We start from the raw sequence: 22,912 nt of genomic DNA, 5'->3' as shown, positions 1-22,912 counted from the left end.
CCGAATGACAACACGGATCACACGCGGCGCCGGAGCGCTCGCGATGCTCGCGACGGCGTCGCTGCTGGCGACAGCGTGCGGGGGCGGCAGCGGCACCGGGGACAATGCGGAATCCCAGGACTCGGCGACCACGACCGCCACCGCGGCGGCTGACGCCGGCGCCACGGAGAACCGCCTCGCGGTGGCCTACGAGAACGGGATCGCGGTCCTCGACGGCGACACCCTCGAGGTGGTCGAGGAGTTCGAGTCCGAGGAGTTCACCCGACTCAACGCGGTCGGTGACGGCCGGAACGTTCTGGTGACCATGTCGGACGGCTTCCAGGTCCTCGACACCGCCGAACCCGCCCTGACCGACCTGGTATTCGAGGCTGAGACCCCCGCGCACGTCGTGCGACACGACGGAAAAACGGTTCTCTACGACGACGGCACCAGCGACACCACCATCTTCGCCACCAGCGCGCTGCTCGACGGTGGCGGACAGCTCCCGGAGACCGAGACGGTTCCCGGTGACCGGGCCCACCACGGGGTGTCCATCGTGCTGTCGGACGGCACCTTCCTCACCACGATCGGCGACGACGCCGGCCGCTCGGGAGTGCGCGCCATGGACGCCGACGGCACCGAGGTGAGTCGCAGCGAGGAGTGCCCCGGCGTCCACGGCGAGGGCACCGCCGCCGACGAGACCGTGGTCTTCGGCTGCGAGGACGGCGCGCTGCTGTTCCACGACGGCGAGTTCGAGAAGCTCACCGCCGCCGACGACTACGGGCGGATGGGCAACGCGTACGTCTCCGAGACCAGCCCGCTCATCGTCGGCGACTACAAGGACGACCCGGACGCCGAGGGCGTGCTCCTCGATCAGGTCGCGCTCATCGATCCCGAGGCCGGCACTCACGAGGTCGTGGATCTGCCGGAAGGCGTCGAGTACACGTGGCGGGGCGTCGCCCGCGGGCCCGGCGACCTGGCGTACATCCTCGCCACGGACGGGTCCATCCACGTGATGGATCCCGCCACCGGCGAGATCTCCGAGAGTCACGAGGTGATCGAGTCGTGGGACGGGCCGGCGGAGTGGCAGAACCCGCACCCGGCCATGACCGTCCGCGGGGACATCGCCTACGTGACCGAGCCTGCGACGCGCTCCGTGCACGCCGTCGATCTCCGGACCGGTGAGGTCGTCGCCTCCGGCCAGATCCCCGGCGAACCGAACGAGATCGCTGTGGCTCTGGGGTAATCGAGCCCGGCAGTGGGAACCGGCGGGCCGCTACGACTCCCGCGCCCGCCGGTTCCACAGCTGATGCGTGCGTCCACCCGGGGTCGAGAAGACCTCCACGTCGAACCGGTCCGTCAGCGCAGCGCCGTGGGGGAACGCGCGCTGGCCCTCGCCCAGGACCACCGGCACCACCACGACGTGCATGAAGTCCACGAGGTCGGCCTCGAGAAACTGGCGGCAGACCGTCGGACCTCCCCCGATGCGCACGTCGGTGCCCGGCGCGAGCTCGCGGGCGCGCTGCAGGGCCTCGGCGGGGTCGGCGTCGAGGAAGTGGAAGACGGTGCCGTTGGCGAACTCGATCGGCTCCCGCGCGTGATGGGTGAGCACGATGACGGGCGTGCGGAACGGCGGTTCATCGCCCCACCAGCCGCGCCACCCGTCGTCGGCCCACGGCCCGGACTGTGGCCCGAATTTGCGCCTCCCCATGATCTCCACGCCGATGCCCTGCCCCCACAGGCTGGTCAGGGCGCGGTCGAGGGTGATCGGCGCATCCACGCCGTCGATCCCGTGGATCACCCGGCCGTCGAAGCCCGCGAAGAGCGCCGCGGCGTCGCCGATGGGGTGGTCGGTGGTGACGTAGGTGCCGGCGGCGAAGCCGTCCAGCGAGACGAACATGTTGTGTATCCGGACTCTGGACATATCGTCCCCTGCCGTGCGGGCTGCGGTGTGTCCGGAAGAGTAGGACTGTCGGCCGCCGGGCACAAGGCCCCCGCGTCGTGGTCGGTGCGGCGCGGCGGCCGTCGCGGTCAGCCCGCCGGTCGGATCTCGCTCTCGGTGACCCACTTGTGGTTGGTCATGGTCATGTTCTCGGAGTGGACGTCGACCATGTAGACGGTCTCCTGGGTCGAGCTGTCGATGGTCGCCGTCGCCCCGTCCATGCCGGGCATGTGGGCGGCGCGCAGGACGACCTCGGTGCCGTCGGGCAGCGGTGCCGGGCCCGGGTTCTCCAGTTCCTCGTGGACGACCCACTTGTGGTCGACGACAGGCTCACCGCCGTCGGTCGGGGTGTAGCTGACCGAGTAGGTGGTGGTGTCGAACGCGCCGGAGACGGTGGCGGCGGCGCCGTCCATCCCGGGCATGTGGTCGGCGGACAGGATGACGTCCGTCCCGACCGGGAAGGCGGGATCGCCGGCCTCCGCGATGCCCTCGGGCGCCGGTCCGCCGTCCGCGGGATGCTGATGGGCGTCGTGCGCGGCGCCGTCGGAGGGCGCGGCGTCGGTGCCGTGCTTGGTATGGTCCGACGACGATGAGGTCTCCGTCGCGGTGGCCTCGCCCGTCTCCGCGGTGTCACTCCCACAGGCGCTCAGTGCCAGTGCGGAGGCCAGTGCGACTGCTGCGAGGGCGGTCTGACGATTCATGGTGTGTGTCCTCTCGTCGGGTTCGCTGACCACGAGGGTATACCCGCAGGGGGTATCCGTGCCACGACGGAGGGCGTGTGAAGGTGTGCGGACGCCCCCGGAGCCGACGCCCGTCGCAGGTGCCCGCTCCGGTGCGGCGGTTACGCGAGAATCTGCGTGCCGGGTGTCGGCGCCGCCATGGTGTACTGCCGCGCCCTCTCGGAGATGGGCGCCCCATGACGGAGCGCGCTGGCGGTGTCGAGTGAATACCAGAGCTGGCGGACGAGGTCGATGGCCGGTCGAATGGGTGCCATGAGGGGTTCCCTCCCTACGAGGTGAATGTGGGTGCAGCTATACAGATCTGTATAGCTAACTTCAGATTAGCTATACAGGGTTGTAAATTCAAGGGCGCTATGGCTACTGAATTCCCCGACCTGTCCGACCTGACCCCGGGGGCGCAACGGATCCTCGATGAGGCGTCGACCCTGTTCTACGAGCAGGGCATCCATGCGGTCGGTGTCGACATGATCGCCGCCGAATCCGGGGTGACCAAGCCGGTCCTGTACACCAACTTCGGTTCGAAGGACGGCCTCGTCGTGGCGTACCTACTGAATCGGCACCGGTGGTGGTGGCGCCTGCTCGAGGAGGAGGTCGAGCGCGCGGAGAGTCCCCGGGTTCTGGCCTTCTTCGACGTCTACGCGGCCGATCCCGGGAACAGTCGACGCGGCGACGCGTTCCTCAACGCCGCCGCCGAACTGCCGGACGATCATCCCGCCCACGAGGTCATCCGCTATCACAAGCAGGCGATCTACGATCGGCTCGTCGAACTCGTCCGCGAGGACACGCCGCCCGAGGGCGATCACCGGATGCTGGCTAGGCACCTCTTCCTCCTCCTGGAAGGGGCGTTCGCGCACCGTCGGATCTACGGCACGTCGCTGCTGACCGACGGCCGCGAGATGGCCGCGCGTCTGATGTCGGAGGCCGCGGCGACGTGACGCCGGTGATGGTCGAGATGATCGTGCCGACGGTACTCGCTCTGGTGGCCTGGGTGGTCACGTTATGGCGGATCGCAGCGGAGCCGCGGCGCTCGGGCCACGGACTGGCGCCGGTCGGCTGTGTCTTTGTCACCTGGGTCTCGGCGGTGGTGCTGGTCGAGAGGCTGGTCTCCGATGACGATGTGGCCAGGTGGGTGGAGTTCGGCCCGGTGGTGGTGGGCCTCCTGGTCTCGATCGGCGTGGGCATCTTCCTCGTGCGAAACTCCGCGACCATGATTCGGCGTGAGGGGCGGGGTCTGGTCGCGCTGGTCCCCGCGGCGGTCGAGTGCGTGCTCCTGGCCGGAGTGGCAGGCTCCGCTGTCGCGGTCGGCGCTCTCGCCAGCGAGTTCGCGCTGTTCGTCATTCTGCTCGCGCTCCCGCTGCTCTTCGCGATCCTGATGATCGTCGTGGAACTGATCGGGTTCACGCTGTACGCACTGATCTACGGGCGGCTGGGGCGGGTGGAGTCCGCCGACGTGGTGGTGGTTCTCGGCGCGGGTCTGTCGGGGGACGAGCCGACGCCGCTGCTGGCCGGCAGGGTCGATCGGGGGATCGAACTCTTCGAGCACTCACGGGAGCAGGGGCTGGATCCCGTCCTGGTCATGTCCGGCGGGAAGGGGGCCGACGAGGTGCTGGCCGAGGCCGAGGCGATGGCGCGGTACGCCGTGCGGGCTTGTGGGTGTCCTGCGCCTGGGGCAGTGAATGTCGCATGAATGAGGGATCCGCGTAGAACCGTGTGCTTCGGCGCGCACGCAGCGACGCCATCACCATTCGAGCTCGTAGCGAGACCATGGTCGCGGAATGCCTCTGCAGCGTCATGATGGCCAGGGCTGTTGAGGTGCGCACCCTCTTTGTGGCATTCCGGGTGCGTACGTCGGCTGAAAATGTGCATTCTGGGCGCGTAGGACAGACCGCCTCCGGCGCGCACGCGAGGGGCGTCGGCGGGCCGACTAGGATCGATGTCCGTGGCCGCCTCTCTGCTCATCGCCGGTACGACCTCTGATGCGGGCAAGACCGTCGTGGTGACCGCACTGTGCCGGGCGTTCGCTCGTCGCGGCGTCAAGGTGGCGCCGTTCAAGGCGCAGAACATGTCCAACAATTCGATGGTCGTCAGCAGTCCGGGCGGCCCGGAGGGTCCGGGCGGCGCGGGTGACCCAGCTGACCGGGGTGGCACCGGTGGCACCGGCGGCACCGGCGAGATCGGGCGCGCCCAGTGGATCCAGGCCGTCGCGGCGGGGGCCGCCCCGGAACCCGCGATGAACCCCGTGCTCCTCAAGCCCGGCGGCGATCGGCGCAGCCACGTGGTGGTGATGGGGCAGCCGGCCGGGTCGGTGTCCTCGCGCGACTTCGTCGACGGCCGCGCGCACCTGGCCGAGGCCGCTTTCGCCGCCTACGACGACCTCGCCTCCCGCCACGACCTCGTGATCTGCGAGGGCGCCGGCAGCCCTACCGAGATCAACCTGCGCGCGAGCGACTACGTCAACATGGGTCTCGCCCGGCACGGCGACATGCCCGTCGTGGTGGTGGGCGACATCGACCGCGGAGGGGTGTTCGCCGCCCTCTACGGCACCGTCGCACTGCTCGAGGCCGCCGACCAGCGACTGCTCGCGGGCTTCGTGCTCAACAAGTTCCGCGGCGATGCCTCCCTGCTCACCCCGGGGCTGCGGGAGCTCGAGGCGCTGTCCGGCCGGCCGACGCTCGGGGTGCTCCCCTGGCATCCCGACCTCTGGCTCGACTCGGAGGACGCGCTCGCCGTGCCCGCCCCGAGCAGTGTCGGATCCGCCGGCCCCGTGCCCGCCGCCCTGCGTGTCGCGGTGATCCGGTTGCCGCGGATCAGCAACTTCACCGACGTCGACGCACTCGGCCTCGAACCGGATGTCGAGCTGCGATTCGTCACGGAGCCCCGCGACCTCGCGGGGGCCGACCTCGTCGTCGTCCCCGGGACCCGCGCCACCCTCGACGACCTGGACTGGCTCCGCGCGCGGGGCCTCGACCGCGCGATCTCTACGCATGTCGAGCGCGGCGGTGCGGTCCTCGGCATCTGTGGCGGGTGCCAGATGCTCGGCCGCGAGATCGCCGACACGGACGGCACCGAGGGGCGCCCCGGCGCGCGCGTCGACGGCCTCGGACTGCTCGGCCTGACCACCCGTTTCGCCGCAGAGAAGGCGCTACGCCTGCCGGCCGGGCGGGAGTTCGGCGAGGACGTGACCGGGTACGAGATCCACCACGGGAGAATCACGCGGGGCGACGACGACGACGAGTTCATCGGCGGAGCCCGGCGGGGTCGGGTGTTCGGCACCATGTGGCACGGCACGCTGGAATCGGACGGCTTCCGCAGCGCGTTCCTGGCCGAGGTGGCCCGCGGCAGCGGCGCTGGGGCCGCGGGAGCCGGGCGGGCCGTGGGCGTGCGCGAGGCGTCGGGGGTGAGCTTCGGCCGGGCCCGCGAGGCGCGGCTGGATCTGCTCGCCGACCTCGCCGAGGAGCATCTCGACCTCGACGCTCTGCTCGAACTCGCCCGGGCCGGGGCGCCCGCGATGCCGCTGCTCGAACCGGGGGCGAGCCGATGAGCGGGCCCTCCGCGACCGCCGGACCCGGCGCGGCCGGTGATGCCGCTGCGCGTGGTGGCGTGCTCATCCTCGGCGGGACGGGGGAGGCGCGTTCGCTCGCTGCGCTACTCGTCGACCGTGGGATTCCGGTGGTGTCGTCGCTGGCCGGGCGGGTCTCGAAGCCGCGGCTGCCGGTGGGCGAGGTGCGTGTCGGGGGCTTCGGCGGGGTCGACGGGCTCGCGGCGTTCCTGCGGGAGACGGGCGTGCGCGCGGTCGTCGACGCCACCCATCCGTTCGCGCGGATCATCTCCGGGAACGCCGCCGCCGCGTGCGCCGCTACCGGGGTCCCGTTGCTGCGACTGGAGCGTCCGGGCTGGTCGCAGGCGCCAGGAGCGAAGAGCTGGCACTGGGTCGACAGCCACGATTCCGCCGCCGACGCCGCCGCCCGCCTGGGCAGGCGCCCCCTATTGACGGTGGGCCGGCAGTCGCTGGATCGTTTCATCGGGCCGCTGGCCGACGTGCCGGCGGTCGTGCGCGTGGTGGATCCGCCGGATCATCAGCTGCCCGAGCAGTGGCTCGTGCTGCGCGCGCGGGGCCCGTACATCGAGGACGGCGAGCGAGCCCTGATCCACCGGTATGGCATCGATGTGCTGGTCACCAAGGATTCCGGCGGGGCGCTGACGTGGCCGAAGATGGCGGTCGCGACGGCCGCCGGCATCCCGGTGGTCGTGGTCCGCAGGCCCGGCCCGCCGCCCGGGGTGCGGGTCGCCGCGACCGCAGCCGATGCCGCCCGGGGTGTGTTGGACGCGTACCCCGGGGCGGTATCGGGTTAGCTAGCGCGCGGCCAGGGCGATCGCCTTGATCTCCACCAGGGTGCCCGGCATGCCGAGCTTCTCCACCCCGACCGCGGTCCAGGTCGGGCGTGCGGCGCCCTGGAACGCGGCCTTGGCGGCCATGAACTCGTCGATGTGCTCGGGGTAGCTGGTGTGGTAGCTCATCAGGTCCACGAGGTCGTCGGGCGTGCACCCCGCTTCGCCCAGCACCCTCGACAGTGCCTCGAACGCCAGGCGGTACTGCTCGGCCGGATCGGAGGGCGGGTTTCCGGCCTCGTCCAGACCGACCTGGCCGGAGAAGTAGACGAGACCGCCTGCTTCCTTGAAGTCGGAGTATTTGAACTGCTCGGCCCAGTCGCCGTGTGATGCCATGGTGATTCCTTTGTCGGTTGGGTGTTCGGGTCTCAGGTGCTCAGTTCACGACCAGCGGGCCTGCCCGCCGTCGAGGGGGATGGTTGCCCCGGTCAGGTAGGAGGCCTCGTCCGAGCAGAGCCACGCCACGGGCGCGCCGATGTCGGTGACCGGGTCGCCGATCCGCCGGGAGGGGATGGAGTTGAGGAAGCTCTCGGCCTTCTCGGGGTTGTTCTCCATCCACCAGTCCAGCCCCGGTGAGTGTGCGTGAGGGGCGACGGACAGTGCCCGGATGCCCTCGCGAGCCCACTCATGAGAAGCGGTGCGGGTGATCGACCGCTGAGCCTCCTTGATGGCTGCGTAGATGCCGTACCCGACCGAGTCCCACCGCACGGCGGTGGAGCTGGCGAGGTTGATGATCACTCCGCCTCCGCGCTCGGCCATGCTGGGCTTGGCGGCCTTCATCAGGGACAACCCCGCGCGGGGGCCGGACTCGAACGCCTCGCGGAACGCGGCCTCGTCCGACTCGTCGAGGGGGGCGGGCACGGCGGAATTGGCGTTGTTGATGAGGATGTCGACACCGCCGAAATGCTCGCGCACGGTAGCAATGATGTGCTCGGCCGCGCCGTCTCCGGCGATATCCACCGTCAGTGTGGCGACCTCGACCCCCAGTTCTCGGACCTCTTCGGCGACAGAGTCGAGTTTGCTCTGCGTGCGGCCCACCAGTAGCACGTGCGCTCCGCTGGCGGCGAGGGCGAGCGCGATCCCGCGCCCGACCCCCTGCCCTCCGCCCGTGACCACGGCGACCTTCCCAGCGAGTCGGGTGGTGGTTTCCATCTGTTTTCTCCTTGTTGGACTAGTAAGTGGTCGACATGGTGACGGCGGGCGCCCGTCGTGCGCGAGCCCCCGCGGTTGTGGTCTGGAGACCGGGGTGTCAGCCCGCCATGTGCTTGGCGGCGAGGTGGCTGAACAGCACGGACGTGCCGATCGGGTTGCCGCCGCCCGGGTAGACGGTCCCGCTGGGAGCGGCCATGGTGTTTCCCGCCGCATAAAGGCCCGCGATGGGGGCGCCGTCGTGATCGAGGACGCGTCCGTGGACATCGGTACGCACACCGCCCTTGGTCCCCAGGTCGGAGAACCCGAAGGCCGCGGCGTGGAAGGGGCCCTTCTCGATCCGCGTGAACGGGACCGCGCCGTCGGTGAAGAGCCGGTCGTAGGCCTCATCGCCCCGTCCGAAGTCGGCGTCGCCTCCGGAGTCCACCTGCTCGTTGAACCGGCGCACGGTGGCGACCAGAGCCTCGCCCGGTACCGCGATCTTCGTTGCGAGTTCCTCGAGTGTGTCCGCGCTGTGCCACAGACCGGCCGCCACGAACTCGGCTGTGTCGGCCATCGTGACGTTGGGCGCGAGGATCGGCGGCCGGCCCTCGCCGGCGTCGTCGTAGATCATCCAGTACCGTTCGCCCAGGTCGCCGGAGTCCACGAGGTCGAGCATGGTGCGGGCCAGCGAGTCGTACGGCGCGGATTCGTTGACGAACCGCTCGCCGTTCTGGTTGACGAAGATCCCGCCAACGAAGCCCAGTGCGAACGCGGACCGTCCGTCGGGGTGCGTGAGGCCCGGTGACCACCACGCCTGGTCCATGAGGTCAGTGTCCGCGCCGGCGGCGAGGGCGGCCCGGAGGGCGGAGCCGTCGTTGGTGGGCGGCCCCATCGTGTCCTCGGCCCGCCCGGGGACCCCGTAGTGTTCGCGCAGATTCTGGTCGGCCTCGAACCCGCCGGCCGCCAAGAGCACGCCGCGCTCGGCGCGGATGCGGGTCGGGGTGCCATCGCGATCGACCATTGCACCGATCACTCGTCCCGAATCGTCGGTGAGGAGCTGCGTCATCGTCGTGCTGAGGTGCAGGGAGGCGTTCTCGTATGCGCTGATCGCCGTGAGGAACCTGGCGATCAGGGCGCGTCCGCCGATGAAGAGGTCCTCCGGTTTCGGTGTGCCCAGCCGATCGTTGTCCAGCGGGCCACGGACCAGCTCGCGCAGTTCCGGCGCCTGGCTCACCGGCAGCGGTGTAGGGATGATGTGGCGCTTGCCGTCCAGCCGGGCCTTTGGCGCACTACCGAAGTAGTCAATCCACGGGTAGGCCTCGAACGACAGGTGGGCATCCTGCTCCAGGTACGCGATCAGCGGTGATCCACCCCGGATGTAGGTCTCCTGCAGTTCCAGCGGAGTCCGGTCGCCCACCACGGCATGGTAGTACTCGAACGCGTCCTCGACGGTGTCGTCCACCCCTTCCCGCTGGTAGACCGGATTGGCGGGATACCACATGCCGCCACCGGCCGAGTAGGCCGTGGTCCCACCGAATTGCTCGCTGGCCTCGACCAGTGTGACGGTGAGCCCTTCGCGGGCCGCGGTGTAGGCGCCGCACAGGCCGCCGCCGCCCGAGCCCACCACCAATACATCCACGGCTTCGTCGTAGCCGGATGCGGAATCTGTCATCGGGTGTCTCCCTTGTTCAAGCGGATAGCGAGCCTCGAATCTTCATGGTGATCCGAGTCACATCACGACCGACTGTAGGGCGGCATGCGGGGCAACAGTCCGGAAGTCCCGGTGAGTGGAATCCGCGAGACGGCGGACTCAGACGGGGCGCCGGTTCACGGCGCGGTGGGGCATCACCCGGGTCCGGATGCTCAGAGTCGAGCCGGCCGACGCGTATCGGCGAACGCCCGGACCCGAGCGACGAATCGCGCCGCCAGAGCCGGGTGCCCAGCCCAGTGGGTATGCAGGTAGGAGGCGTGTACCGATCCGGTGACAAACCCCTCGGCTCCGGCGCTGCTGACCCAGGCGGGTGCTGTTCCGGAGTCGTCGGCGCCCCCGGCCGCGGGGCTGACCGCGGTGCGATGGAACTCGTGGCCCGTGACCGCGGTGCCCGCGGCGGCCAGCACGCTGTCGGCGGGCGCGGTCGACCGGCGGTACGCCAGCGTGAGCCGGGGAGCCATCGCGGCATCTGCGGGAACGGCCCCGACCATGGGCGAGCCGTCGACGGTGCGACAGAGATACAGCAGCCCGGCGCACTCGGCGACGGTCGGCGTGCCGGCCGCGATCGCCGCGCCCAGCGAGGACAACATCGGCCCGTTCGCACTGAGCTCGGAGGCGTGCACCTCCGGGAACCCGCCCCCCAGGTAGATCCCTGCGGTCCCCTCGGGCAGCGCCTCGTCGGTCAGCGGATCGAACGCCGCAACCGAGCAGCCGGCCGCCTCCAGCAGTTCGACAGTCTCGGCGTAGCGGAACGTGAAGGCCCGGCCACCGGCCACGGCGATGCGGGGGCGGGCTGAGTTGTCGTCGTGGTCGTCGTCGCCCCTGCCGCCACCGACCCCCGCCAGCGCGTTGACCCTGCCACCACCGACCCCCGCCAGCGCCTCGGCCGCGTCCCACGGCGCCCCCGCCAGCGGCGGAGCGCTCCGCGCGATCCGCATGACGGCCTCGAAATCGAGCGACGCCGCCACCCGCTCGGCCAGGTGATCGAGCGACCGCGCGGCCTCGGGGCGCTCGGCGGCGGGCACCAGGCCGAGGTGGCGGGAGGGGGCGGTGACGTTGTCGTCGCGGTGCAGGACGCCCAGCACCGGAATGCCCAGGGGCGCCAGCGCACGGCGGACCTCGTCGGAGTGCCGCTCGGAGCCGGCCTTGTTGAGCACGACCCCCGCGATCCGGATCCCCGGCTCGTACGTCGCCATTCCCAGCACCACGGCCGCGATGCTGCGAGAGGCGTGCGAAATGTCCACCACCAGGATCACCGGACTGCCAGTCAGCGTGGCGACGTGCGCGGTGGAGGCGAACCCGTCGCCGCCGATGTGGCCGTCGTAGAGGCCCATCACGCCCTCGATCACCGCGACGTCGGCCGCGGCCCCGCCAGCCGCCGACGCCCCGTGACGGAGCAGTGGCACGATCCGGTCCTCGCCGACGAGGTGCGGGTCGAGATTGCGGCCGGGCCGCCCGGTGGCGAGTGCGTGGTAGCCGGGGTCGATGTAATCGGGGCCCACCTTGTGGCCCGAGACCCGCAGGCCGGCGCGCCGCAGCGCGAGCATCAGCCCCGTGGCGACGGTGGTCTTGCCGTGCCCCGACGCCGGCGCCGCCACCACGAATCGGGCCAGGTCAGCGCTCACCGCGCGTCACCGTGTGCGCCGGGGTCGCGTCGACCGCGCCGGCCCGGCTCACCACTCAATGCCCCGCTGCCCCTTCTGCCCCGCATCCATCGGGTGCTTGACCTTGCCCATCTCGGTGACCAGATCGGCCACCTCGATCAGCTTCGGGTCGGCGTCGCGGCCGGTGATCACCACGTGCTGCCGTCCGGGCCGGGCCGCGAGGGTCTCGGCCACGTCCGCAGCATCCACCCATCCCCACTTGATGGGGTAGGTGAACTCGTCGAGCAGGTATAGGTCGTGCTGCTCGACGGCCAGGCGGCGCTTGATCTCGGCCCAGCCCTCGGCGGCGTCGGCGGCGTGGTCCTCCTCGGTGCCGTCCTTGCGCGACCACGACCAGCCCGACCCCATCTTGTGCCACTCGACGGGCCCGCCCTCGCCTGTCTCGGCATGCAGCCTGCCGAGTCGCTCCATCACGGACTGCTCGCCGATCCGCCACTTGGCCGACTTGACGAACTGGAACACGCCGATGTCCCAGCCCTGGTTCCAGGCGCGCATCGCCAGGCCGAACGCGGCGGTCGACTTCCCCTTGCCGGGCCCGGTGTGGACCATGACGAGTGGCCGGTTGCGCCGCTGGCGGGTGCTGAGCCCGTCGTCGGGCACGGTCGTGGGCTGTCCCTTGGGCATCAGGCCACCTCGTTTCGGGGAGAGCGTGAGTGGGTGCGGGCGCGGACGGTGTCGGTGAGCCCCTCGGCGGTGACCTCGCCCAGGGGCACGTGCTCGGCGCCCAACTGTGCGGCGAGTTCGGCGGCCAGCCCCATGCGGAATCGGCCGGTCTCGCAGTCCACCACAACGGATGTAGTGCCCAGCGACGCCAGCCCGGCCGCCGCGGCGCGGGACCGTGCGAGGGCGTCCGGGCCGTGGGTGGCGCGGCCATCGGTGACGACGACGACGAGCGGCCGCCGCCGAAGATCCCGGACCCGCTCCCGGCGCACGACCTCTGCGGTCGCGAGCAGACCCTCCGCCAGCGGAGTGCGGCCGCCCGCGGGGAGCTCCGCCAGGCGCGTCGCGGCGATGTCGACCGAGGAGGTGGGCGGGAGGGCGACCTGCGCGCCGGACCCGCGGAAGGTCACCAGGCCCACGGTGTCGCGGCGGCGATAGGCGTCCAGCAGCAGCGAGAGGATGGCGGTCTTGACCTGCTCCATCCGGGTGCGGGCGGCCATGGACCCGGAGGCGTCCACGCAAAAGAGCACGAGGTTGGACTCGCGGCCCTCGCGCACGGCCGAGCGCAGGTCCTCGGGCGCCAGCAGCAGCCGGCCGCCCTGAAGGCCCCCGGTGCGGCCGCGGCCCGCCTGCCACCTGGCGGCAGCGCGGATGGTGGCGGGAAGATGCAGGTCCGAGCCGGTGAAGTCGCCCGATCCGATCCGCCGCCCCGAGCTGGTGAGCGCGCGAGACCGGCGGCCGGCAGCGCCGTGGCCGGTGCCGGCGACGGACAGCAGCCGGGTGCGGTACGGGTCCGCGGCGGAGGCCACGGTGCCGGGCGGGATGCCACCGGGCGCCCCGGCCGGGGAGTCGCCCTGGTCGCCCTCCTCGGCGACGTCGGGACCCTGCTCCGCGTCGGGACGCTGCGGGTCTGCGGTGTCGTGGCCGGTGTGGGACTCCTCGGTGCCGCGGCCGGCGTCGAGGTCTGCGTCCGGGCGGGTGTCCGTGCCGGGGTCAGTACGGGCGTCGTCGGCGGCGCTTGCATCGGCCGGGTCCGCATCCCGGGGGGCGTCCGCTTCGTGAGCCCCGTCGGTGCCCGGCTGCCCGTCCGGGGTCTCGGCGCGATCCGTGGACTCGGTGTCCGGATCCCCGTCGGGCTCGGGGTCGGGCTCGTCGTCGTCGCCCAACAACCTCTCCAACAGGTCCTCGTCGAGGCCCGGCGCATCGAAGGGGGCGCGCCGACGGCGGTGGGGTAGCGCCATGCGCGCGGCGACGCGGATGTCCTCGCGCGTGATCCGCGCCCGGCCCTGCCAGGCGGCGTGCGCGGCGGCGGTGCGGGCGGTGACGATGTCGGCGCGCATGCCGTCCACGTCGAACCCGGCGCAGACCCGCGCGATGGTGGCCAGTGCCCACGGCGACATCGGCACGCGGTCGACCAGCTCGCGCGCGGCGACGATCCGCTCGGCCAGCGCGGCCTCGTCGGCGGCGAAGCTCGAGGCGAACCCGGTCGGGTCGGATTCGAACGCGATGCGACGGCGCACCACCTCGGCCCGGAGTTCGGGGTCGCGCGGGGCGGCCACCTCCACGGTGAGGCCGAATCGGTCCAGCAGCTGGGGCCGGAGCTCGCCCTCCTCGGGGTTCATGGTGCCGATCAGCACGAAGCGCGCGGCGTGGTCCACCGAGACGCCGTCGCGCTCGACGGTCACGCGGCCCATCGCGGCGGCGTCCAGGAGAAGGTCCACCACGTGGTCGTGCAGGAGGTTGACCTCGTCCACGTACAGCAGGCCGCGGTGGGCCCGCGCGAGCAGGCCGGGCTCGAAGACGGTGACGCCGTCACTGAGCGCGCTCTCCAGATGGAGAGAGCCGGTGATGCGGTCCTCGGACACGCCGATCGGCAGCTCGACCAGGCGGACGGCACGCTGCTCGACAGGGGCGTCGGCGGGGATCCGGCCGTCGGGGGTCTCGGTGCCGCGGTCGGTGGGCGCGGAGGAGAAGCGATCGCCGGCCACCACGTCGATGGGCGGTAGGACGCCGGTGAGCGCGCGCACCATCGTGGACTTGGCGGTGCCCTTCTCGCCGCGGATGAGGACACCACCCACCGACGGCGACACCGCGGTGAGGATGAGGGCGAGCGCCATGTCATCGGATCCGACGACGGCGCTGAAAGGGTAGTGCTGTGGCATGGGGGCTCCCGCTCTCGTCTGCCAGTGGCGGTCAGCGCGAGGCCGGTCTCCGGACTTCCCGGCTCATCTCGGAACGTGCGCACTGTGCGCGATCGTCTGAGAGGCCGGGTCACCGTAGCGGGCCCTGTGCCGGATTCTCACCGGCTTCCCTGATTCTCCCCTCCGCACCGCCTGGGCGGGTCGTGGGGCACCTCGTGCTGTGGGGTTGTTCAGTTGACTGCATGCCAGGCTACCCACCATCTCCGGCACCGTGGCTCCCGGCCTCGGCTGTAGTCTTCCGGCTCATGAACGCACAGGTGGTCGTGGTGGGCATCGGCGGCGACGGCTGGGACGGTCTCGACGAGGCCCGCCGTCGCGCCGTCCGTGACGCCGATGTGCTGCTCGGCGGGGAGCGTCATCTCGCGATGATCCCGGGGGAGGTGGCGGCCATACGGGAGCCCTGGCCGCGGCCGCTTCTGCCTGGTCTGCCCACGCTCCTCGAGCGCCACCGCGACCGCCGGATAGTGGCTCTGGCCTCGGGCGACCCGCTGGTCGCGGGCATCGGGGCAACACTCATCAACGCACTCGGTCGCGACGCGGTGACGGTGCTCCCCGCCGTCTCGTCGGTGGCACTGGCGCGTGCGCGGATGGGCTGGTCGGCCGAGTCAGTGGCGGTGCTCCGGGACCATCGCACGATCGCCCGCGAACTGTCCCCCGGGCGTCGGGTCCTGATCCTCTCGGCGGACCGCCACACGCCCGCCGAGGTCGCCGCGATGCTCACCGCCGCCGGCTTCGGCGCGAGTGAAATGACCGTGCTGGCCGACCTGGGCGCCCCCGCGGAGGCGAGCGAGCGCAGTCGAGCGAGCGAGTGGTCGCCGGGCGACGAGGCCCCGGCCCTGCACGTGCTGGCCGTGGAGTGCGGGGTCGGAACGGGGCAGGACGGGCGCCCCGACAACGACGACGACAACGCCGGCCCCACGGCCCCACACCCGGCGCGATGCCTGGGCATGGTGCCCGGGCTTCCCGACGACGCCTTCGAATCCGACGGCCAGCTCACGCGCCGCGACCTGCGGGCGTCGGCTCTGTCCCGGCTGGCCCCGGGGTACGGGGAGTTGCTCTGGGACGTGGGAGCCGGTGCCGGCTCGGTGGGGATCGAGTGGATGCGGGCCCACCCGAGCTGCCGGACGATCGCGGTCGAGGCGAACCACGCCCGCGCCGAGCGGATCGGTCGCAACGCAGCCCGCCTCGGGGTGCCGGCGCTCGAGGTCGTCCGGGGACGTGCGCCCGAGGCTCTGGAGGGGTGCCCCCGTCCGGACGCCGTCTTCATCGGCGGCGGTGGCACTGCTCCGGGACTGGTCGACCTGTGCTGGGATGCGCTCCGGCCGGGCGGTCGGCTGGTCGCACACGCGGTCACCGTCGAGACCGAGCGCGTGCTGCTCGACGCCCGCGCCGAACTCGGCGGCGAACTGACCAGGTTCCACGTGGAACACGCGGACGCGATCGGTGGATTCACCGGCTGGGCGCCCGCGCGCGCGGTGGTGCAGTGGGCCGCCGTCAAACCGCTGGAGACATCTGTAGAGGAGATCTCGTGACCGTTCATTTCGTGGGTGCCGGCCCCGGCGCCGCTGACCTGCTCACACTGCGCGCGGCGGCCGCGCTTCGGGCGGCCGACGTCTGCCTCTACGCCGGCACCTACCTCGACGAGGGCGTGCTCGATCACTGCCGGCCCGATGCCCGCCTGGTCGATACCCAGCACCTGGACCTGGACGGGATCATCGCCGAGATCGCCGCCGCTCACGCCGAGGGGTTGGACGTGGTGCGGCTGTGCTCGGGCGATCCGTCGCTGTACTCGGCGCTGGCCGAGCAGACGCGCCGCCTCGACACCGCCGGGGTGCCGTGGGACGTGGTCCCGGGCGTGCCCGCGTACGCGGTGGCCGCCGCCGAGCTGGGCGTGGAGCTCACCGTGCCGGAGGTGGTGCAGTCGGTGGTGCTCACCCGCGTTCAGGCCCGCTCCACAGCGATGCCGCCCGCGGAGGCGCTGGAGCACTTCGCCGCCACCGGAGCGACGTTGGTGCTGCACCTGGCCATCACGCGGATCCGCGAGCTCGCCGAGCGGTTGGTGCCGACGCACGGCGCAGACTGCCCGGTTGCGGTGGTCGCCAACGCCAGCCGCCCGCACCGCGTGGAACTGCGGGGCACGCTCGCCGACATCGCGGACTCCGTCGAGGCGGCGGGACTACGACAGGCCGCGGTCATTCTGGTCGGCCGCGCGATGGACCGGCCCGGCTCGGCCGAGTCGTGGCTCTATGCCTCCGACCCGGAGCGGGAGTCGAAGCGGCGGCGAGCCGCTGGGTAGGAGCCGGGGCCCGAACCGCCGTCGCGGAACATCCGGAAACCGTGAAACGGCTCTCCGGTGATGGTAGCGAGCTCTGTATCTGCGCGCCGCCACGGCAGCGAAGACGCGGGGATCCGGGCAGTACTGGAGCACCGATATTTCGATACCGGTAGGCCCGCGGGCAGATCCGAGCCCAGAGCTGAAACGAATGATCGGCGACCCTGACGGCGGGCCACTGATCGAGGTGGTCGCCGACCAGGTCCACGCCGGAGAACTGCATGTCTCCCACGCCATGTCGCTGACGTCGGCAGTGGCCCGCGAAGTGCTCGGGGTGACCGCGGGCCACTAGATGTGACTGGCCAGGTCGACCGCCGACTGCGATCTCCGCAGGAGGAATCGTGAGCACGACGAACGAGCGCGGAGTATTGTGCGCAGCTCGCGGATGCGAGCGAGGGCGGCGACTACGAGGTGCTGGACGACGCCGCCCAGGTCCGTCAGGACTATCGCCCCGGTCGGCCGTGCAAGAGGGAGGGCGCCGAGCACACCCGTCCACTCGCAGTGCGGCTCACCGACGCAGGCCGCCGCCGCCGGGTGGCAGACTCCGCTGAGCGGACCGGGCAGCCCATGAGCGCCGTCGTTCGAGTGGCCATCGACGAATACCTCGGTAGGCGCCCAGCCGCCTGATCCTGCTACTGACTTGGCGCCGGATCGTGCCGTGGATCAGTGGCTGTCGGTCTCCAGTATCTAAGGCGAGCGTCGACTCGGCGTCTCGAACGATCTGATCGCACCGATGACCTGCCGGCCGGTCGGCACCAACCGCGCTACCCGGCGGACGTTCGCGTGTTCTCTCGGAACCCGCGCTGCAGCGTCATGATCACCAGGCGGCTGCCGATCACGTAGGCGATGAGCAGGAGGGCCATCCCGATGTAGGTGGTCATCAGCAGGTCGTCCGACCACCGCGGCCCCTCCTCGGACAGCACCAGGGCGATACCGCTGAACGCCGCCACGACAGTGAGCACGGACAGGGAGATGACCTGCGCGAAGTGGTTGGCCACCGCCCTGCTCGCCGGGTCGGCGAGCGGAGAGAAGCTCAGCCCCAGGTTGTCGCGGTCGAGGCGTCCCAGGATCGACGACAGTTGGGCGGGCGCTCGCTCGGCGATCGGCGCCACCAGCGCCGCCTGCTCGATGCCCGTGCGCACGGAGTGGCCGGGCGAGAGGCTCTCCCGGAACACCGACGAGGCGATCGACCGGGTGGTGGCGATGACGTCCATATCCGGGGCCAGAAGGGACAGCGTGCCCTCCAGTGCGCCCAGGCAACGGAAGGCCGCGGCGATGGATGACGGGACCTTGAACCCGGCGGAGACGACCGCCCGCAACAGGTCGTTGAACAGCACGTCGGCCGGCATGCCGTCGATGCGCATGATGAGGTCGCCGATGAGCCACTGCGTGGTCACGAGGTCGAGGTCTGCCGGCGGGATGAGGATGTGGCACAGCGCGGTGGTCGCGGCGGCACCGTCTTGGCGGTCGATGGCGATGAGCAGCGATCTCAGTCCCAGTCGGGCCTGGCGGTCGAGGCGACCGACCGAGCCGAAGTCGAGGAGGGCGAACGACCCGTCGGGGGTGAGCAGGATGTTCCCGCCGTGCAGGTCGGCGTGGAAGACGCCGTCGACCAGGATCTGCCTCAGGACCACCTCGAGGATCGTGCGGGTGAGGTCCTCGCGCTCTGTGGTGGACAGCTCGTTGATCTGGTCCGCGGCGCTGGACAGGGGGACGCCCTCGATACGGTCCATCGTGAGGATCCGCCCGGTGGAGAACCGCCGGTGCGCTCCGGGGATGATCACACCCTCGGTCCCCTCCAGGGCCGTGAGGTTGCGCAGCTCCGTGCGGTAGTCCAGCTCCTCGTACAGTGAGGCCCCGAATCCCTCCGCCAGGTCGACCGCTCCGAGCTGGCGGGCCCAGGCGGCCCGCTTCTCCAACAGTCGGGCCAGCCGGGTGATGATGTCGAGATCGGCGCGGACGGTCGCGTCGGCCGACGGGCGCTGGATCTTGACCACGACGTCCTCGCCGGTCGTCAGCGTGGCCGTGTGCACCTGTCCGAGGGAGGCCGCGGCCAGCGGTTCGGGATCGAACTCCGAGAACAGCTCCTCGGGCGGGCCGCCCAGCTCGGTGGTGAGGGACTGCCGGACGGTCTCCCAGGGGTCCGGTGGGACCTGGCTGTGCAGCTGCGACAACTCGTTCATGTACGCCGGAGGCAGGAGATCGGGGCGGGTCGAGAGCATCTGTCCCAGCTTGATGAACGTCACCCCGCCCTCGGTGAGCGCCGTACGCAGCGCGACCGCGGTGTCGGGCCGGCTGAGGCGGTCCACGGCTGAACGCGACCGGCCGAGGTAGCCGATGAGTCCCTGGCGTGCGGCGATGGCGAAGATCTGCCGGAACCGCCGGGCGCGCCGGAACCAGCCGGGCATCCCGCGCACGAACTCGATCGGGCCCGGCAGGTTTCCCGTGGGCACGAGGATCTCGGTCACCACGAGGATGCTGATCTCGAACGCGATGACCCAGGCGATGAAGAGCACCGAGATGGCGACCGTGCTCCAGATGTGCTCCGGGGCGGACGGGTTGTCGATGCCCGTGTGTTCGAGTGTGGTGAGCAGGAGGGGATTGGCGACGAGGGCGACGATGAACGAGAACACGAAGATCCGCGGCCACCCCACGGGCCCGCCCATCAGCCGCCGGACCGTCCAGGCGACCAGAACCGTGTTGATGACAACGGAGATGACAATGAACAAGGTCTGCACGCCTTCACTGTAGGGTCGCGCCCCTGTTGGGAGGGGCGCTGCGGCAGATGCGCACGGGCGTGACGGGGACCGACCCGCAGCGCGGCAGGTGCCGCACCGCGGGTCGGTCACGCGAGCAGGGTTACGAGCGGGGCCCGGCCGGGGTGGTGGGTCCGGCCGTACGGGCCGTGACGGTGGCGCGGCGGGTGACCACGATGTCGACGACGACGAAGACCGCCAACGAGATCCCCAGCAGTGGCATGAATGTCCCGAGCCCCACCGCGGCGGCTGTGGCGATCGCATAGACCTGCCAGGTGAGCCCGGCGGTCTTCCCCAGGGGCGCGGGAAGTCCGCCCCGGGTCGGGCGGCGCTTCCACCACATTCGGTACCCCGAGATCGCGAGCGCCACGACCGCCAGTGCCGTCGCGGCGAGGGCGATCTGTAGCGGGAGCCCGAACATGATCCCCATGTGCAGGTAGATGCCCCAGGACGAGAGCTTGGAGTACGGAGACAGGTCCCCGAAGTCGAGCCGGTCGACGATCCGCCCGTCGTCCCCCGAGACGGCGACCGAGTCCGAGCTGAACACCCACGGTCCCCACAGCTGGCTGACCGTCCACGCCGAGTCCGCGTCGGCGGGCGCGCTCATCCGGAGCGGGCCGTCCAGTCCGGCGTGGCGGGCCGCGTCGAGGACCGAGGGGGCCTGTTCGGTGGGGGATCGGTGCCCTGCGTGCTGGGCGGAGTGGCCCCGGTGCTCCGTGTGCGCGTCGGCTGTGGCGGCATCACCACTGATCGAGGTCTGCAGGGGGTCTGATCGCCAGTTCATCGCCGAGACCACCGAATCGATGTTCCCGCCGGTGTAGGTGGACCAGGTCAGGCCCGTCGTGGCGATCCCGAGGAGGATCGCGGCGAACCAGGTGCCGAGGGTCGCGTGCAGGGACATGGTCTTGCGACGCGTTCCCGGTCGCCCGGGAACGCCCCGCAGCATCGCGGCCCGACGCGCGGACCTGGCGGTGCGGGTCTTACGCCACCACAGGAACAGCCCGCTCAGCGTGAGGATGAGCAGCCAGGAGGCGGCGAGTTCCGAGTAGATCGCCCCCGCGGTGCCGAGGTGCAGGTCACTGTGCAGGCCGGAGATCCAGCTGCGCACGGGGAGCTCACCGACGCCCGAGTAGCTGGTCAGCACACCGTTCACGGACGCGTCCGCGGGGTCCACGAAGACGGCACGGTTCACGCCCTCGGGGAGCGAGTCGTCGGCGAAGAGGACGCGGGTGGCGATCCCGGGTTCGTCGGCGGGCCAGACCTCGACCAGATCGAGGCCGGGCTGGCGGTCCCGGGCGGCCGCGATCTGCTCGGCCAAGGGTGTGCTCGTTGTCGTCGTCGTTGTCGTCGCGGAGATCTGATCCTGGTAGGCGAGCTTCTCCAGCGTGGGGGACATCGCGTAGAGCGCGCCGGACAGCGCGGCGACGATGAGGAACGGGGCCACGAACAGCCCCGCGTAGAAGTGGATCCGGGCCAGGATCGCCCTGAGTTGTTCGGCGACGGGTCCGGTTGTTCGCGCCGGTCGGGTGGGTTTCGGTGGTCGGGCGTGTTCGGCAGTCGTGGGTGCCACAGACATGGCTGATACCTCTCGCAGATGCCGGTGTCCTGCTCGCCATGCGCCGAGCCGCGGTCCTGCTCGCACGCGGCGGGCCGGGACGAGCGGAATCGCGCCTCGGCCTCACGGCACACGCGACGGCGGGATCACCGGTGATGGGCCCCCGCGGGTCAGGCGGGGGTTGATGAGTTCTGCAGGGGAGCGCGCGGGGTCGGCGGCATGGTCGTCACCATGGCGAACGTGGTCGTCATGGTGACGACGACGCGCCACATCCACCGCACTGGCGGGGGCATCGTGGAGCTCCGGACCGGAGCCGCTCGATGCTCAGCCCCGCGCGCCCCGGACGACGGGCGGCCCGCGAAGGAGTCCGCGTGACAGCAGGAACCGGTCGGAGGCCGCGCGGGGCGTGTTCGCCGGTGGCACGGTGCTGGCCCGGTCGACTGCGCAGAGGCGCCCGATGGTCAGCTGCCCGGCGCGGGCGGCCAGCCAGCCCAGCACGCCGGCCACCACCGCGAGGGTCGCCGCGGCGACCACCGTGGCCACGGCGTGGGCGGCGAGCATCGACCAACTCGGGGCGCCGTGGCCTGCTGCGCCAGCGGCGATGTGGGCGCCCGCGGTCATCGCCTCGCGGGTCATCGCGGCCTGCTCGGCCGGGGTGTACAGCAGGTGCGCGGCGTGCCCGGAGACGTCACCGGCCCCGTGTGCAGGGCCGTGGAGCCGGTGCGTCCACTCGAGTGCGTGGTGCACGGACCCCTGGGCCGCGACGAGCCCGGCGGGCACGATCAGACCGGGGTGGAATCTGCCCACGCCGGCGGTGGTGAGGATCCCGACCCCGGCGCATGCGGCCACGGTGGCAATCACCGCGTCCACGGTGACGGGCATCGGACCCAACGAGGCGAGCCAGTGCGCGACGACTCCGGTCGCTCCGCTGACGACCGCCACGACGAACCCGCACAGCGAGGCCACTACCCAGGGAAAGCCCTGGGCGGTGCGGGTCGGGGACACCGGCCGAGCGTACCGCTCGCCTCGGCGCAGCCGGCGAGCCGTCACTGCGGTACGCATTCCCCGCCGCGCACCAGGGGATTCGCTGACCGAAGTGACGGCTCGCCCGCCGTTATGCCGGCCGGCGGGCCTTCACGCCGCCCGGCCGGCCCTCACGTCAGGGCCGGAGACCTGGGCGGGCCGAGCGCCGTGGCCGCCGTGCTCGGGCCGGAGAGCAGCGCGTCCCACAGCAGCTTCGCGCCGAAGCCGATCAGGACGAGCCCCGTCCCGCGATCGATCATCGTCAGGGTCCGGGGATTCATGAGCCGCCGGCGCGCGAACGACCCCGCGGTGATGAGCAGGGCGAACCAGGTCAGGGTCAGTAGTCCGTGGACGCCCGCCAGGGTGGCGCCCATCGGCAGCGGGGCGACGCCGTCGGGGAGGAACTGCGGGATGGTGGCGATGTAGAACACGCCGACCTTCGGGTTGAGGAGGTTGGTGCCGGTCCCGACGAGATAGCCACGCCATGGCGATCCCTCCGCCACCTCGCCCGTGTCCGCGGAGGGAAAGGACACCGCGCCCTCGCGGATCGACCGCCGGATCATCGAGGCGCCGAGCCAGCACATGTACACCGCGCCGGCGGTGGTGAGCACGCGATAGGCCAGCTCGGAGGCCGTGAGTAGCGCCGAGACCCCCACCGCGGCAGCGATGCCCCAGACCATCGCACCGGTGGCGATCCCCGCGGCGGTGGCCCAGGCGTACGGGCGGGAGCGGGTGAGTGAGGAACGCAGGATCAGCGCCGTATCGAGCCCGGGCACCAGCGTGAGCAGGCCCGCGACCACGGCAAACGCGAGTACCGCATCGAGGGGAG

General features: G+C 71.4%; 22 protein-coding genes and 1 riboswitch. Of the genes, 8 read left to right on the top strand and 14 right to left on the bottom strand.

The window, feature by feature from the left end:
- The first annotated feature begins 4 nt into the window (after positions 1-4).
- Complete coding sequence (gene aztD, locus ACWIE7_RS14895) at positions 5-1,225, top strand: zinc metallochaperone AztD (RefSeq protein ID WP_454069758.1); 1,221 nt, start codon at positions 5-7, stop codon at positions 1,223-1,225.
- Between the two features lie 30 nt (positions 1,226-1,255).
- Here the strand turns inward: aztD and ACWIE7_RS14890 are convergent, their stop codons facing one another.
- The 3 genes from ACWIE7_RS14890 to ACWIE7_RS14880 all read right to left on the bottom strand — a co-directional run bounded on the left by ACWIE7_RS14890 (position 1,256) and on the right by ACWIE7_RS14880 (position 2,915).
- A complete protein-coding gene (locus ACWIE7_RS14890) occupies positions 1,256-1,903 on the bottom strand; it encodes a dihydrofolate reductase family protein (RefSeq protein ID WP_452098164.1) in 648 nt (215 codons plus the stop codon).
- Positions 1,904-2,010: 107 nt separating this feature from the next.
- A complete protein-coding gene (locus ACWIE7_RS14885; RefSeq protein ID WP_454069756.1) occupies positions 2,011-2,622 on the bottom strand; it encodes a YdhK family protein in 612 nt (203 codons plus the stop codon).
- 140 nt (positions 2,623-2,762) lie between these two features.
- Positions 2,763-2,915, bottom strand: a complete 153-nt coding sequence (locus tag ACWIE7_RS14880) for a hypothetical protein (RefSeq protein WP_344997087.1) — start codon at positions 2,913-2,915, stop codon at positions 2,763-2,765.
- A 99-nt stretch (positions 2,916-3,014) separates the two neighbouring features.
- Between ACWIE7_RS14880 and ACWIE7_RS14875 the strand changes: the two genes are divergently transcribed.
- The 4 genes from ACWIE7_RS14875 to ACWIE7_RS14860 all read left to right on the top strand — a co-directional run bounded on the left by ACWIE7_RS14875 (position 3,015) and on the right by ACWIE7_RS14860 (position 7,014).
- The gene (locus tag ACWIE7_RS14875; protein WP_344997084.1) at positions 3,015-3,596 is read left to right on the top strand and encodes a TetR/AcrR family transcriptional regulator; all 582 of its coding nucleotides are present in this window, start codon (positions 3,015-3,017) and stop codon (positions 3,594-3,596) included.
- The gene (locus ACWIE7_RS14870) at positions 3,593-4,348 is read left to right on the top strand and encodes a YdcF family protein (protein WP_344997081.1); all 756 of its coding nucleotides are present in this window, start codon (positions 3,593-3,595) and stop codon (positions 4,346-4,348) included. Before ACWIE7_RS14875 ends, ACWIE7_RS14870 begins: the two co-directional genes overlap by 4 nt.
- Positions 4,349-4,594: 246 nt before the next feature.
- Positions 4,595-6,202 (top strand): cobyric acid synthase, encoded by a 1,608-nt coding sequence (locus ACWIE7_RS14865; protein ID WP_454069754.1) that lies wholly within the window; start codon positions 4,595-4,597, stop codon positions 6,200-6,202.
- Complete coding sequence (locus ACWIE7_RS14860; RefSeq protein WP_454069752.1) at positions 6,199-7,014, top strand: cobalt-precorrin-6A reductase; 816 nt, start codon at positions 6,199-6,201, stop codon at positions 7,012-7,014. Before ACWIE7_RS14865 ends, ACWIE7_RS14860 begins: the two co-directional genes overlap by 4 nt.
- On the opposite strand, the gene ACWIE7_RS14855 is transcribed toward ACWIE7_RS14860, so the two are convergent.
- From ACWIE7_RS14855 to ACWIE7_RS14830, 6 genes are all read right to left on the bottom strand, one after another.
- Positions 7,015-7,386, bottom strand: coding sequence for a RidA family protein (locus ACWIE7_RS14855; RefSeq protein ID WP_454057297.1), 372 nt, complete (start codon positions 7,384-7,386; stop codon positions 7,015-7,017).
- A 45-nt stretch (positions 7,387-7,431) separates the two neighbouring features.
- Positions 7,432-8,202 (bottom strand): SDR family NAD(P)-dependent oxidoreductase, encoded by a 771-nt coding sequence (locus ACWIE7_RS14850; protein WP_454057296.1) that lies wholly within the window; start codon positions 8,200-8,202, stop codon positions 7,432-7,434.
- Between the two features lie 97 nt (positions 8,203-8,299).
- Positions 8,300-9,853, bottom strand: a complete 1,554-nt coding sequence (locus tag ACWIE7_RS14845) for an FAD-binding protein (protein ID WP_454069750.1) — start codon at positions 9,851-9,853, stop codon at positions 8,300-8,302.
- 191 nt (positions 9,854-10,044) lie between these two features.
- Positions 10,045-11,439 (bottom strand): cobyrinate a,c-diamide synthase, encoded by a 1,395-nt coding sequence (locus ACWIE7_RS14840; protein ID WP_454069775.1) that lies wholly within the window; start codon positions 11,437-11,439, stop codon positions 10,045-10,047.
- Between the two features lie 126 nt (positions 11,440-11,565).
- The gene (cobO, locus tag ACWIE7_RS14835; RefSeq protein ID WP_454069749.1) at positions 11,566-12,180 is read right to left on the bottom strand and encodes a cob(I)yrinic acid a,c-diamide adenosyltransferase; all 615 of its coding nucleotides are present in this window, start codon (positions 12,178-12,180) and stop codon (positions 11,566-11,568) included.
- Positions 12,180-14,378 (bottom strand): VWA domain-containing protein, encoded by a 2,199-nt coding sequence (locus tag ACWIE7_RS14830; RefSeq protein WP_454069748.1) that lies wholly within the window; start codon positions 14,376-14,378, stop codon positions 12,180-12,182. Before ACWIE7_RS14830 ends, cobO begins: the two co-directional genes overlap by 1 nt.
- Positions 14,379-14,401: 23 nt before the next feature.
- Positions 14,402-14,588: riboswitch (cobalamin riboswitch) on the bottom strand.
- A 74-nt stretch (positions 14,589-14,662) separates the two neighbouring features.
- On the opposite strand from ACWIE7_RS14830, the gene cbiE reads away from it, so the two are divergent.
- The 3 genes from cbiE (at position 14,663) to ACWIE7_RS14815 (ending at position 17,041) form a co-directional block, all read left to right on the top strand.
- Positions 14,663-15,949 carry a precorrin-6y C5,15-methyltransferase (decarboxylating) subunit CbiE gene (gene cbiE, locus ACWIE7_RS14825; protein ID WP_454069746.1) on the top strand — a complete coding sequence of 429 codons (1,287 nt, stop codon included), beginning with the start codon at positions 14,663-14,665 and terminating at the stop codon, positions 15,947-15,949.
- Positions 15,946-16,713 carry a cobalt-precorrin-4/precorrin-4 C(11)-methyltransferase gene (locus ACWIE7_RS14820; RefSeq protein WP_454069744.1) on the top strand — a complete coding sequence of 256 codons (768 nt, stop codon included), beginning with the start codon at positions 15,946-15,948 and terminating at the stop codon, positions 16,711-16,713. The genes cbiE and ACWIE7_RS14820 overlap by 4 nt, the downstream gene beginning before the upstream one ends.
- 187 nt (positions 16,714-16,900) lie before the next feature.
- A complete protein-coding gene (locus ACWIE7_RS14815; protein WP_454057289.1) occupies positions 16,901-17,041 on the top strand; it encodes a hypothetical protein in 141 nt (46 codons plus the stop codon).
- Positions 17,042-17,513: 472 nt separating this feature from the next.
- Here the strand turns inward: ACWIE7_RS14815 and ACWIE7_RS14810 are convergent, their stop codons facing one another.
- The 5 genes from ACWIE7_RS14810 to ACWIE7_RS14790 form a co-directional block, all read right to left on the bottom strand.
- Entirely contained in the window at positions 17,514-19,487 is a 1,974-nt protein-coding gene (locus ACWIE7_RS14810) for an ABC1 kinase family protein (RefSeq protein WP_454069742.1), read from the bottom strand.
- A gap of 121 nt (positions 19,488-19,608) precedes the next feature.
- Positions 19,609-21,081, bottom strand: a complete 1,473-nt coding sequence (locus ACWIE7_RS14805; RefSeq protein WP_454069740.1) for a PepSY-associated TM helix domain-containing protein — start codon at positions 21,079-21,081, stop codon at positions 19,609-19,611.
- Positions 21,082-21,230: 149 nt separating this feature from the next.
- Entirely contained in the window at positions 21,231-21,353 is a 123-nt protein-coding gene (locus ACWIE7_RS14800; protein ID WP_454069738.1) for a hypothetical protein, read from the bottom strand.
- A gap of 31 nt (positions 21,354-21,384) precedes the next feature.
- Positions 21,385-22,065 carry a hypothetical protein gene (locus tag ACWIE7_RS14795; protein ID WP_454069736.1) on the bottom strand — a complete coding sequence of 227 codons (681 nt, stop codon included), beginning with the start codon at positions 22,063-22,065 and terminating at the stop codon, positions 21,385-21,387.
- A 149-nt stretch (positions 22,066-22,214) separates the two neighbouring features.
- On the bottom strand, positions 22,215-22,912 hold a 698-nt coding region (locus ACWIE7_RS14790; protein ID WP_454069734.1), incomplete at its 5' end, for a LysE family translocator.

It is taken from the genome of Dietzia sp. NPDC055343 (assembly GCF_053645265.1).
This window is presented reverse-complemented; position numbering and strand designations above follow the sequence as displayed.

What these genes read in the sequence shown, in the direction of transcription:
- aztD (WP_454069758.1), top strand. Translation starts at nt 5, where the DNA reads ATGACAACACGGATCACACGCGGCGCCGGAGCGCTCGCGATGCTCGCG.
- ACWIE7_RS14890 (WP_452098164.1), bottom strand. Translation starts at nt 1,903, where the DNA reads ATGTCCAGAGTCCGGATACACAACATGTTCGTCTCGCTGGACGGCTTC.
- ACWIE7_RS14885 (WP_454069756.1), bottom strand. Translation starts at nt 2,622, where the DNA reads ATGAATCGTCAGACCGCCCTCGCAGCAGTCGCACTGGCCTCCGCACTG.
- ACWIE7_RS14880 (WP_344997087.1), bottom strand. Translation starts at nt 2,915, where the DNA reads ATGGCACCCATTCGACCGGCCATCGACCTCGTCCGCCAGCTCTGGTAT.
- ACWIE7_RS14875 (WP_344997084.1), top strand. Translation starts at nt 3,015, where the DNA reads ATGGCTACTGAATTCCCCGACCTGTCCGACCTGACCCCGGGGGCGCAA.
- ACWIE7_RS14865 (WP_454069754.1), top strand. Translation starts at nt 4,595, where the DNA reads ATGTCCGTGGCCGCCTCTCTGCTCATCGCCGGTACGACCTCTGATGCG.
- ACWIE7_RS14860 (WP_454069752.1), top strand. Translation starts at nt 6,199, where the DNA reads ATGAGCGGGCCCTCCGCGACCGCCGGACCCGGCGCGGCCGGTGATGCC.
- ACWIE7_RS14855 (WP_454057297.1), bottom strand. Translation starts at nt 7,386, where the DNA reads ATGGCATCACACGGCGACTGGGCCGAGCAGTTCAAATACTCCGACTTC.
- ACWIE7_RS14850 (WP_454057296.1), bottom strand. Translation starts at nt 8,202, where the DNA reads ATGGAAACCACCACCCGACTCGCTGGGAAGGTCGCCGTGGTCACGGGC.
- ACWIE7_RS14845 (WP_454069750.1), bottom strand. Translation starts at nt 9,853, where the DNA reads ATGACAGATTCCGCATCCGGCTACGACGAAGCCGTGGATGTATTGGTG.
- ACWIE7_RS14840 (WP_454069775.1), bottom strand. Translation starts at nt 11,439, where the DNA reads ATGCTCGCGCTGCGGCGCGCCGGCCTGCGGGTCTCGGGCCACAAGGTG.
- cobO (WP_454069749.1), bottom strand. Translation starts at nt 12,180, where the DNA reads ATGCCCAAGGGACAGCCCACGACCGTGCCCGACGACGGGCTCAGCACC.
- ACWIE7_RS14830 (WP_454069748.1), bottom strand. Translation starts at nt 14,378, where the DNA reads ATGCCACAGCACTACCCTTTCAGCGCCGTCGTCGGATCCGATGACATG.
- cbiE (WP_454069746.1), top strand. Translation starts at nt 14,663, where the DNA reads ATGAACGCACAGGTGGTCGTGGTGGGCATCGGCGGCGACGGCTGGGAC.
- ACWIE7_RS14815 (WP_454057289.1), top strand. Translation starts at nt 16,901, where the DNA reads ATGATCGGCGACCCTGACGGCGGGCCACTGATCGAGGTGGTCGCCGAC.
- ACWIE7_RS14805 (WP_454069740.1), bottom strand. Translation starts at nt 21,081, where the DNA reads ATGTCTGTGGCACCCACGACTGCCGAACACGCCCGACCACCGAAACCC.
- ACWIE7_RS14800 (WP_454069738.1), bottom strand. Translation starts at nt 21,353, where the DNA reads ATGCCCCCGCCAGTGCGGTGGATGTGGCGCGTCGTCGTCACCATGACG.